The 9,091-nt window shown below is 67.2% G+C and carries 10 protein-coding genes; 7 read left to right on the forward strand and 3 right to left on the reverse strand.

Going from position 1 to position 9,091, the window contains the following annotated elements; translation table 11 throughout:
- Positions 1-625 precede the first annotated feature (625 nt).
- The gene (locus L3K22_RS16245; RefSeq protein WP_126988718.1) at positions 626-1,456 is read left to right on the forward strand and encodes a C40 family peptidase; all 831 of its coding nucleotides are present in this window, start codon (positions 626-628) and stop codon (positions 1,454-1,456) included.
- A gap of 35 nt (positions 1,457-1,491) precedes the next feature.
- On the opposite strand, the gene L3K22_RS16250 is transcribed toward L3K22_RS16245, so the two are convergent.
- A complete protein-coding gene (locus L3K22_RS16250) occupies positions 1,492-1,902 on the reverse strand; it encodes a four-helix bundle copper-binding protein (RefSeq protein WP_053916537.1) in 411 nt (136 codons plus the stop codon).
- A gap of 221 nt (positions 1,903-2,123) precedes the next feature.
- Here L3K22_RS16250 and L3K22_RS16255 point away from each other — a divergent pair, with 221 nt between their 5' ends.
- The 4 genes from L3K22_RS16255 to L3K22_RS16270 all read left to right on the forward strand — a co-directional run bounded on the left by L3K22_RS16255 (position 2,124) and on the right by L3K22_RS16270 (position 4,784).
- Positions 2,124-2,708: a YdhK family protein gene (locus L3K22_RS16255; protein WP_053916538.1), complete on the forward strand. Its 585-nt coding sequence runs from the start codon at positions 2,124-2,126 to the stop codon at positions 2,706-2,708.
- Between the two features lie 89 nt (positions 2,709-2,797).
- Positions 2,798-3,361, forward strand: coding sequence for a CueP family metal-binding protein (locus L3K22_RS16260; RefSeq protein ID WP_082358638.1), 564 nt, complete (start codon positions 2,798-2,800; stop codon positions 3,359-3,361).
- A 59-nt stretch (positions 3,362-3,420) separates the two neighbouring features.
- Positions 3,421-4,017 carry a TlpA family protein disulfide reductase gene (locus L3K22_RS16265; protein WP_263312316.1) on the forward strand — a complete coding sequence of 199 codons (597 nt, stop codon included), beginning with the start codon at positions 3,421-3,423 and terminating at the stop codon, positions 4,015-4,017.
- Positions 4,017-4,784, forward strand: a complete 768-nt coding sequence (locus L3K22_RS16270; RefSeq protein ID WP_263312317.1) for a cytochrome c biogenesis CcdA family protein — start codon at positions 4,017-4,019, stop codon at positions 4,782-4,784. Before L3K22_RS16265 ends, L3K22_RS16270 begins: the two co-directional genes overlap by 1 nt.
- A 34-nt stretch (positions 4,785-4,818) precedes the next feature.
- Here L3K22_RS16270 and L3K22_RS16275 read toward each other — a convergent pair whose 3' ends face one another.
- Both L3K22_RS16275 and L3K22_RS16280 read right to left on the reverse strand, forming a co-directional pair.
- Complete coding sequence (locus L3K22_RS16275) at positions 4,819-5,889, reverse strand: sensor histidine kinase (protein WP_263312318.1); 1,071 nt, start codon at positions 5,887-5,889, stop codon at positions 4,819-4,821.
- Between the two features lie 67 nt (positions 5,890-5,956).
- The gene (locus L3K22_RS16280) at positions 5,957-6,637 is read right to left on the reverse strand and encodes a response regulator transcription factor (RefSeq protein ID WP_263312319.1); all 681 of its coding nucleotides are present in this window, start codon (positions 6,635-6,637) and stop codon (positions 5,957-5,959) included.
- A gap of 191 nt (positions 6,638-6,828) precedes the next feature.
- Between L3K22_RS16280 and L3K22_RS16285 the strand changes: the two genes are divergently transcribed.
- Together L3K22_RS16285 and L3K22_RS16290 are read left to right on the forward strand one after the other, a co-directional pair.
- Positions 6,829-7,065: an SHOCT domain-containing protein gene (locus L3K22_RS16285; protein ID WP_010550444.1), complete on the forward strand. Its 237-nt coding sequence runs from the start codon at positions 6,829-6,831 to the stop codon at positions 7,063-7,065.
- Positions 7,066-7,096: 31 nt separating this feature from the next.
- A complete protein-coding gene (locus tag L3K22_RS16290) occupies positions 7,097-8,599 on the forward strand; it encodes a multicopper oxidase family protein (RefSeq protein WP_263312320.1) in 1,503 nt (500 codons plus the stop codon).
- The last annotated feature ends 492 nt before the right edge of the window (positions 8,600-9,091 follow it).

Raw genomic sequence — 9,091 nt, forward strand, 5'->3', positions numbered from 1 at the left:
AGGATCACACGGTGGCCGCGTCCTCGTCAGAGACGATCACGGGGCCACCGCGCTACACCACTATGCGGGACTCAACTACGACAACCCTCCCGCAGGTCAGCGCGACCCGCTATCTCAGGCGTCAACATCAGGAGGGTAAGCCCAGATCTCAAGAGCAACACCCTGATCCCCGACCGCCCAACCCTGCCCGCGCTACCCTTCCGGAACCGCTACCGCGCATGCTTCCCCGCGGAGCACCTCTCCGAACTCGACAGTCCGAGTCCGTCCAAGGAGGTTCAGTCACGGGCACGTGCACCTGTCCCTGATACCCCCAGCCAGGAAGCTCAGCACTCTCCACGCCACCCGAGAGGCTGAGGACAAGCTGGGTCCACGTTCCAACTCCGTACCCCTGAGGGGTAAAGCGGAGTCCTGCCCTCTGGGGGTATCTGGGGGATGGCGTCAAGCCTCAGTTAAATCCTCGCGCAGAGCCGTCCATCGCTGTTCTGCTGAGCCGCGCAGGGCCGTAGGTTGATCTCGCCGCCCACGACATGAGCCGTCCCCTCGATGCTCGCTCCGCTGTCGCTGTGGCCCCGACGAAGTCATCAACTCCCGCCCGACTCGAGTGGGAAATTTACGGAGTAGAACCATGGCCCAGAACAACACCCACCGCGCCGTCGGCCGAGCAGTCACGCCTGTCGGGACCGCCGGCCGCGCACTGCGGGGCACCGGTGGTGCCGCTGTGCTCGGCACGGTCGTCATCGGCTCCGCACTGCTCGCGGGCCCCGCGCAGGCCGCCCCCGCCGGCTCGCCCGCCGCACCTGCCGTTGCTGCGCAGGCTTCAGCCCCCACGGCACCGGCTCCTGCACATGCGACATCCGCGCTTGCGGCCGAGAAGCTGCGGTGGGGATCGCAGGGCTCGTCGGTCGAGCAGCTCCAGACGGCACTGAACGAACACGGTGCCTCGCTGTCGGTCGATGGCAAGTTCGGCAAGCTCACCCATGGGGCCGTGAAGGACTTCCAGCGCTCGCATGGCCTGAAGATCGACGGCATCGTGGGCCCCGAGACGCGCGGCGCACTGAACGGCGGCGCATCGACCTCGGGCGGTGGAACCTCTGCTCCCGCCCCCTCGAACTCCGCGACGAACTCGCAGCAGGCGATCGTCGACGCCGCGCGCAGCCAGATCGGGGCCTCCTACTCGTGGGGCACCTCCAAGCCGGGCGTCAGCTTCGACTGCTCGGGCCTGAGCTCCTACGCGTACGGACAGGCCGGCATCGACCTGCCCCGCACCTCGTCGCAGCAGGTCGCGGCCGGCACCACGATCTCCAAGTCCGAGGCCCAGCCCGGTGACCTCGTGGTGTGGCCCGGCCACCTCGGGATCTACGCCGGTGGCGACACGGTCATCGACGCGGGGCGCACCCCGGGCGCCGTCACCGAGCGGACCATCTGGGGTTCGCCGACCTTCGTCACCTTCCGCTGACCGCAGGTCGCAACGCCCGCGCAGAGGCAGCGGTATCAGCTGATCGAGGCCAACAGCTCTGCACAGGCCTGCTCGCAGCGGCGACAGGCGTCCGCGCAGACCTTGCAGTGCTTGTGCATTTCAGCGTGCTTCTCGCACTCCTCGGCGCAGGACCGGCACGCCGCCTGACACGCCTCGAGCAGGGCACGGTTGAGGGCGACGTTCTTCCCGGTCTGGCGGGATAGGACCCGGCCGGTGACCTCGCAGACGTCGGCGCAGTCCTGGTTCAGGCGAATGCACTGGGTCAGCTCCGCCACCATGTCTTCGGCCAGGCAGGCGTCCGCGCAGGCGGTGCAGGTCTGGGCGCACTCGAAGCAGGCCTCGATGCATTCGGCGAGCTTCTGCTGGTCGATGGTGCCGAGGTCCTTCGGGTAGGTCTGAAGCATTGATGCGACGTGATGGGTCATGATCCTGCTCCTTCTCGTTCCGGACGGACCGGCGGATGCCGGCCCGTCCTGACGACGCTAGCCATCGCCCCCCGAAGGACGGAAGCGGATAGACCACTCGTTTGGAGGCAATGCGGAATGACTGGCCAACGTTGTGCTCAAGAAGTCAAGATCTGACCTTGAGGAGACCTTGATCTAGGGGTCATAGGCTGGTGCAAAGTGTCCTCTGACTAGGAGAAATCATGCGTTCTCGTCGCTCTCTCGGCCGTCTCGCGGCCGTCGTCGTCACCGGTGCGATTGTGTTTGCCGGCTGCACCGACAGCGGGTCTGAGGAGGGTCACACGCCGGGCGAGTCAGAAGCGTCGGAGGCGTCCGATGGTGGTGGCCACGGCGGCATGGAGCACCCGATGGATGGCGGCCCTGCGCCCGAAGGTATGGCGTCTGCGGAGGATCCCGAGTTCCCGGTCGGCACGGAGGTGACGCTCACGGCGGACCACATGGAGGGCATGGAGGGGGCGACGGCGACGATCTCGGGCGCCTTCGACACCACGACCTACTCGGTCAGCTTCACGCCGACCGATGGCGGTGAGCCGGTCACTGACCACAAGTGGGTCGTTCACGAGGAGCTCGAGAACCCGGGAGAGGCACCGCTGGCAGAGGGCACCGAGGTGGTCATCACCGCCGATCACATGACCGGGATGGAGGGTGCTGAGGCCACCATCGACAGTGCCACCGAGGAGACCGTGTACATGGTCGATTACGAGGCCGACGGGATGATGATGACGAACCACAAGTGGGTCGTCGAGAGCGAGATCGAGCCTGCGTGATGACCTCCCCGTCGAGCCCTCGAAGTGCGCTCGCCTCCTCCGGGGGTAGGCCCCGTCGTCGCACCGGCCGGTTGCCGCGCCGATCGCTCGTGCTCGGTGCCGGCCTGTTCCCGCTCGTGGTCGCCGGCTGCGGGGCCGGTGGGTCCGAGCCCGCATCCGTCACGAGCGATCAGGAGCTGCTTCAGGAACATGGCTTCGCCGACGCGGACGCGCACGAGATCATCGACCGGCTCGAAGCGCTCCCGGTGGCTGAGCGACCGCAGGACCTGATCGCCAGCGTCACCGCGACGTCTCTCCAGCTCCAAGACGATGCAGAGCGAAAGGCCGAGCTGCCCCTTCCCGAGGACCAGTTCTACTTGTCGGTGGCACCGTTCATCGAGACCACCCACGAGTGCGCCTTCCACAGCCTGACCACGTGCCGCGGAGAACTGCGCAGCCGCGAGCTCACCGTGAGCGTGGTCGACAGCAGCTCGGGCGAGGCCTTCGAAGAGGGCCCTCGCACCACGCATGACAACGGGTTCCTCGGTCTCTGGCTACCGCGCGGGATCACCGCGGAGCTCACGTGCACCCTCGAGGACTACACAGGGACCGCGTCCATCTCGACCCAGGCGGAGGATGATCTGACCTGTCTGACCAGTCTCCAGCTGACGTGAGCAGGCGAAGCACCCGGTCCGCCTTCTGGCATTCGGTGGTCGGCCCAACTGGGCGGAGCGTGACACCACGCCTGAGTCGGCGGACCACGCTGCGGCGGGGCGGTAGCCTGCTCGTCCTCGCGCCCCTTCTTGCGGCGTGCAGCGGTTCTTCGGATGCGGCGAGTGAGGCGAACGCCGGGTACGTCTCCGGTGATGGGGTTGTCGTCGAGATCCCCCCGGAGGGACGCGCCGATCCTCTGGAGCTTCGGGGAACCACCTATGACGGCGACGACTTCGACTCCACGGCGCTGCGCGGTGCACCCTTGCTGATCAACGTCTGGTATGCGTCGTGTCCGCCGTGCCGGGTCGAAGCACCGGCGCTGAAGGCCGTGCACTCCGAGTACAGCGCCCTGGGAGTGGAATTCGTGGGCGTGAACACGCGCGACAAGGCCGGGCCGGCCGCCGCGTTCGAGGAGACCTTCGGCATCACCTACCCCTCGATCCCCGACACCGACGGCGCGGTGATCGCGTCCATGGACGGCAGCGTCTCGCCCAACGCCGTCCCCACGACTTTGATCGTCGATGCTGAAGGACGAGTAGCCGCCCGGATCGCGGGCGCAGCCGATCAGAGCACCCTACAGAGCCTCTTGGATGCCGTGCTAGCGGAGGCCGCCTGATGGGTGAACTGTTCGCCACCACCGTGCTGAGCGGACCCCTGGCCGCAGCCCTGCTGCTGTCGATGGTGGCCGGTCTGGTCGCGTTCCTCTCGCCGTGCGTGCTTCCGGTGGTCCCCGGCTACCTCGGATACATCACCGGGCTCACCGGAGGAAGCGCCGGGCCGCCCCGCACCGGCGATCCCGGGGAACGGCCATGGCGCCTGGTCACCGGCGCTGTGCTGTTCGTCGCGGGCTTCACGGCGGTGTTCCTGGTCATCGGCGGTTTCGTCGGTGCACTCGGGTCATTGGTGATCCAGTACACGAGCGCGATCAATCGGATCTCCGGGGTGCTGGTCATCCTCATGGGCCTGGTGTTCGTGGGAATCTTCCCCCGCCTCTCCGGTGTGAAAAGGATCCGGAAGCGCCCCGATGCCGGACTCGCCGGCGCCCCGCTGCTCGGGATCACGTTCGGCTTCTCCTGGACCCCGTGCATCGGGCCGACGTTCGCCGCAGTCGCCGCACTCAGCCTCGGGGAGGCCTCCGCGAGCCGCGGCGCTCTCCTGGCTTTCGGCTATGCGATCGGGCTCGGGATCCCGTTCATCCTCTTCGCTCTCGTGTTCCGGCGCGCCCTAGGAATCTCCAGCGTGCTGTCCCGGCATCGCCGCACGCTCCAGATCGTTGGCGGCTCCGTGCTCATCGCCATCGGACTCCTGCTGGTCTCCGGAGTGTGGGAGCAGTGGATGGCACTGCTCCAGGTGCGGATCGGCAACTTCACCACGATCGTCTGATCGCTGAGCCCGCCGTACGCGGCCGGCTCAGCGGTCAGACGATTGCTCGGGGCAACCGGATGGTGAAGGTGGCTCCCCGCCCTGAGCCCTCACTGGCCGCGGCCATGGTCCCGCCGTGCGCATCGACCAGGGCTCGACTGATCGTCAGGCCGATGCCTGAGCCGGAGTTCTCACGGGTGCGGGAGCTGTCGGCGCGGAAGAAGCGTTCGAACAGGCGAGACCGGTCCTCAGCGGTGAACCCTTCGCCGTCATCCGCTACCGCGATCTCCACCGTGCTGCCGTGGGTGGCTGCCGAGACCGTGACGGTGCCTCCGGGGGAAGTGTGCCGCAGAGCATTGCTCAGCAAGTTCCCAAGTACTTGGGCGAGGCGGTCCGGGTCCGCGTGGATCGTCACGGAGTGGGGCAGGGCGACTTCTCGTCGTAATGCCACACCCGCTGTCTCAAACCGTTCCTCCCATTCCTGGAGTGCTGATGCCAGCAAGTCATCGACGGCGAGGGGGTGCAGCTGTACCGGGAGCTGGCCCTCCTCGGCCCGGGACACCTCACTGATGTCGTCGGCCAACCGCGACAGTCGCACGGTCTGGCCGGCGAGGATGGGCATGGCCGCATCGGCTTCGATGACGCCGTCGGCCATGGCCTCGTGATGCGCGGAGAGGGTGGCGATCGGGGTGCGCAGCTCATGCGCGAGGTCGGCGAGCAGCTGGCGTCGGGTCTCTTCGACAGCATCCAGGCGTGCAGCCATGTCGTTGAGTGTCGCGGCCAGAGAGTCGAGTTCGGTCCCAGCTCCGACGGAGGGAACGCGTGTGGAGTAGTGGCCCCGGGACAGTTCATCGACAGCCGAGGTGAGACCGTGCAGCGTCTGGCGGAGTCGTCGCGCCAAGTTCCAGGTGACAAGTCCCGCGGCCAGGAGGGAGACCACCAGTCCGACTCCGAGGGCGAGTGCGAGCGCATCGCGGTAGGCGCGCTCGATATGGACGAGCTCGGCACTGCCCACGGGGAGGTCGGTCTGGAGCAGGTGGTAATGGAAGACGGCAGGTCCGATGATCACTGTCAGGACCGTGATGGTGAGCGCACCGGCGAGCAGCACGATGAGCTGGCCGATCATCAGGCGCGAGGCCAAGCTGGTGCCAGGCCGGACCGTTCGAACAGAGGTACTGGGGGCGGTCACGAGCTCATCCCTTCCCCATCCGGTATCCGATACCGCGCACCGTGGTGATGAACCGTGCGGACTCAGCCGACTCGTCGAGCTTCCGGCGGAGGTTGGCGATGTGCACATCGACGAGATGGTCATCTCCGATCCAGCTGTCGCCCCAGACGGCTTCCATCAGCTGTCTGCGGCTGAAGGCCTGGCCCGGCCGGTGCGCCAGGGTCATCAGGAGCCCCCTCTCGGTGGGGGTCAGCGGGACCATCCGGCCAGCGAGTCGTACTTCCTGCGCAGCAGTGTCGATCTCAAGCTCGCCGAACGTACGCACCATGCCTGAAGCATTCCCTGACTCGGCGCGGGGCCTACGCAGCACGGCCTGGACCCGGGCGACGAGCTCACGCACGCTGAACGGCTTGGTGAGGTAGTCATCCGCCCCCACCGAGAGCCCCACCAGGCGGTCCACCTCCTCGGATCGCGCCGTCGTGATCAGCACGTAGCAGTCCGAGAAAGTGCGGATCCTGCGCATCACCTCCAAGCCATGTAAACCAGGCAGGCCGAGATCGAGGACGATCACGTCCGGCGCCAGGGCACGGGCCATCTCCACCGCCTCCGGACCGCTCCGCGCGCTCGCAGTCGCGTAGCCGGCCTTCGCGAGATACGCCTGGACGACGTCCGACAGCGCCGCTTCGTCCTCGACGACGAGAACCATCGCTGCGGCTCGAGCCGATTCACTCCTCATGAGCTCCAGTCTGGTCTCCGTTCCTGGACACCGCGCGTCTATGGAGGTGCAGGCGGACTATCTGGACCGGATCTTGAGGAACTCTCGACGAGAACTTCGACCGTCCCGGGGAACCTGGTCGGGACCGTGTCGCGTACGTACTCGACCAAGGGAGCTGCTCGATGATGCCGACCGATGCGATGTCGTGGCTGATGTGGGCGATGGTCGCCGGTCTCCTCGTTCTCCTCTGGGCCTCGGCGCTGCTGCTGGCACGCACCGTGTTGCCCGGGCGCCCCCGACGCGCTCGGGACGAGAACGAGGCGATCGGGGAACTCTCGCTGCGCCTGGCTCGAGGAGAGATCACGGCCGATGAGTTCGAGCAACGACGACGACTGGTCTTGGACGCCTTTCGGCCATGACACCACCCCTCGCTCTAGAAGGACTGCACCTGTGAAGACTTTTTCCCGCCGCACCGTGTTCTCCGGAGGCCTCGGCGCGGCAGCACTGACGCTCGCGGCATGTGGCGACCGAGCCGCTCCGACCGAAGTTGGAGGCTTCGCACCGCCTCCTGCCCTGACGCCGAAAGCCGGTCAGAACGTCGTCACCCAGACCCTCGCCGCGGCGCCGACGACGGTGGACCTCGGAGGGAAGACGGTCTCGACCTGGGCATACGGCGAGTCCCTCCCCGGGCCGCTGATCCGCGCCACGGCCGGGGATCTGCTGCGCATCACGCTCGAGAACCGTCTGCCCGAGGCCTCCACGATCCACTGGCACGGCATCCGACTGCACAATGCAGCCGACGGGGTTCCGGGGATGACTCAGGACCCGGTCGAGCCGGGCACTTCCTTCACCTACGAGTTCGTCGCCCCCGACCCCGGCACCTACTTCCTCCACTCCCACGTCGGCCTGCAGCTGGACCGCGGGCTCTACGCCCCGCTGATCATCGACGATCCCGACGAACCCGGGGACTACGATGCGGAATGGATCGTGACCCTCGATGACTGGATCGATGGGACCGGACAGACCCCCGACGAGGTCCTGGCCGCGCTGACCAGCGCCGGACCCTCAGATACCGGCGGCATGGACCACGGCGACATGCCCATGGGCGACGACGGACCTGGCGGCATGGACCACGGCGGCATGCCGATGGGGGACGAGCCCTGGGGCGACGCCGGTGACGTGGCCTACCCCCACTTCCTCATCAACGGCCGGATCCCCGAAGCACCGCAGATCTTCGACGCGAAGCCCGGCCAGCGCGTGCGCATCCGTCTGATCAACGCCTCCGCCGACACCATCTTCGCTCTCGCGCTCGGCGACCACGACCTCTCCGTCACCCACTCGGATGGATTCCCCGTCGAACCGGTCACCGCCAAGGCGCTCTACCTCGGCATGGGCGAACGGTACGACATGGTGGTCACCGTGAAGGACGGCATGTTCCCTCTGGTGGCCCGTCCCGTCGGGAAACCCAGCGGCGGCCAAGGGCTCGCCGTGCTGAGGACCGGTGCCGGGGAAGCGCCCGCTGCGGACGTCCAGGTCCGGGAGCTCGATGGGGAGGTCCTCATCGGATCCACTCTGGAACCGGCCGAGGCCGCGCGACTCGAGGACCGCGCCGTCGACACCGAGCTCGAGCTCGCGTTCCAAGGCTCGATGCGGCCGTACCAATGGGCCATCAACGGCGCCCCCTACGGGCAGAACACGCCACTCAGCATCCGCGAGGGACAGCGTGCGCGCATCCTCGCGACCAACCAGACGATGATGAGCCACCCCCTCCACATCCACGGGCATACCTTCGCCCTGCCGTCGGGGCTCCGGAAGGACACGGTGATGCTCGCGCCTATGGAATCGTTCGCCCTCGACTTCGATGCGGACAATCCGGGCCGCTGGGCGGCACACTGCCACAACGCGTACCACCAGGAAGCCGGCATGATGACAGAGATCGATTACGAGTCCTGATGCCGTACGGCCACGCCCCCGAGGGCGCCACGGTGAGACCGGCTGCGTCACTGCGATCGATTCGACCGACCGTCACCTCATCGTCCGCGGCGTTCACGAACAGACGTGTGCCAGCGACCAACCTGCTCGCCGGAAGGCCCGCATGGAGCGTGCCTACCCGTTGTCCCCCGCCAGGGGAGACCCTCCGACGTTGTCGGGGGCTCTCCGAGGTGACCGACCTCCAGGTGAGCGCCCAGACGGTTCGCCTCGTCGTCACCTCCGAGAACGAAATCGACGACACCACGGTCCTCGGCGCAGTCGAGGAGGCCGGTTCAGTCAGATGATTCAGAGTGAGAGGGAAGATCTCGCTACGGTGGGTTCCTCCCTATCATGGAGCCCAGAGCTCTATGCCCCGCCCTGCCGAAAGGTCGGATCGTGAATCGGCCCAGGTTCTCTGCCGCTACTTTGTGGGTGCGGGCTCTCGGGTGAGGGCCTCTTTGTGCAGCGTCTCGA

Origin of the sequence: Brachybacterium atlanticum, from assembly GCF_025669985.1 — a bacterium.
Taxonomy (GTDB): domain Bacteria; phylum Actinomycetota; class Actinomycetes; order Actinomycetales; family Dermabacteraceae; genus Brachybacterium; species Brachybacterium conglomeratum.

Coding starts and splice junctions, on each gene's coding strand:
- L3K22_RS16270 (WP_263312317.1), top strand. CDS start 4,017: ATGGGTGAACTGTTCGCCACCACCGTGCTGAGCGGACCCCTGGCCGCA.
- L3K22_RS16250 (WP_053916537.1), bottom strand. CDS start 1,902: ATGACCCATCACGTCGCATCAATGCTTCAGACCTACCCGAAGGACCTC.
- L3K22_RS16275 (WP_263312318.1), bottom strand. CDS start 5,889: ATGATCGGCCAGCTCATCGTGCTGCTCGCCGGTGCGCTCACCATCACG.
- L3K22_RS16280 (WP_263312319.1), bottom strand. CDS start 6,637: ATGGTTCTCGTCGTCGAGGACGAAGCGGCGCTGTCGGACGTCGTCCAG.
- L3K22_RS16245 (WP_126988718.1), top strand. CDS start 626: ATGGCCCAGAACAACACCCACCGCGCCGTCGGCCGAGCAGTCACGCCT.
- L3K22_RS16255 (WP_053916538.1), top strand. CDS start 2,124: ATGCGTTCTCGTCGCTCTCTCGGCCGTCTCGCGGCCGTCGTCGTCACC.
- L3K22_RS16285 (WP_010550444.1), top strand. CDS start 6,829: ATGATGCCGACCGATGCGATGTCGTGGCTGATGTGGGCGATGGTCGCC.